A 287-nucleotide genomic window follows, 5' to 3' on the forward strand; every position below is an offset into this window, starting at 1 on the left:
AAGTAGTACAAATATACCTTTAATTCCTTTTTCTAAATAAGGTAAATAGGCTTCAATGATATCAAGTACTATATATGGAATGATAGTAATGAAATCTGATTCAAACTAACCTTCAAACTGGGCACTTGAATATTCTTTTGTTGTTGTAGCTATATGTCCTCTTTTAATATGAACTATAGATATTAAATCAAATTCTTTTAAATATTTTATAGTTTTCATATACGCTTTTAAACATTCTATTCCATTATCTTCATAATATTCAACATGTTGCTTGTATACTCCACAAA

Annotated in this window: 1 protein-coding gene; it reads right to left on the reverse strand. The window is 25.4% G+C overall.

What is annotated here, in order from left to right:
* Positions 1–105 precede the first annotated feature (105 nt).
* Positions 106–287, reverse strand: a 182-nt coding sequence (locus AYC60_RS08960) for a beta/alpha barrel domain-containing protein (RefSeq protein WP_197416945.1), incomplete at its 5' end; no start/stop codon positions are given.

Origin of the sequence: Streptobacillus felis (assembly GCF_001559775.1) — a bacterium.
Classification (GTDB): Bacteria; Fusobacteriota; Fusobacteriia; order Fusobacteriales; family Leptotrichiaceae; genus Streptobacillus; species Streptobacillus felis.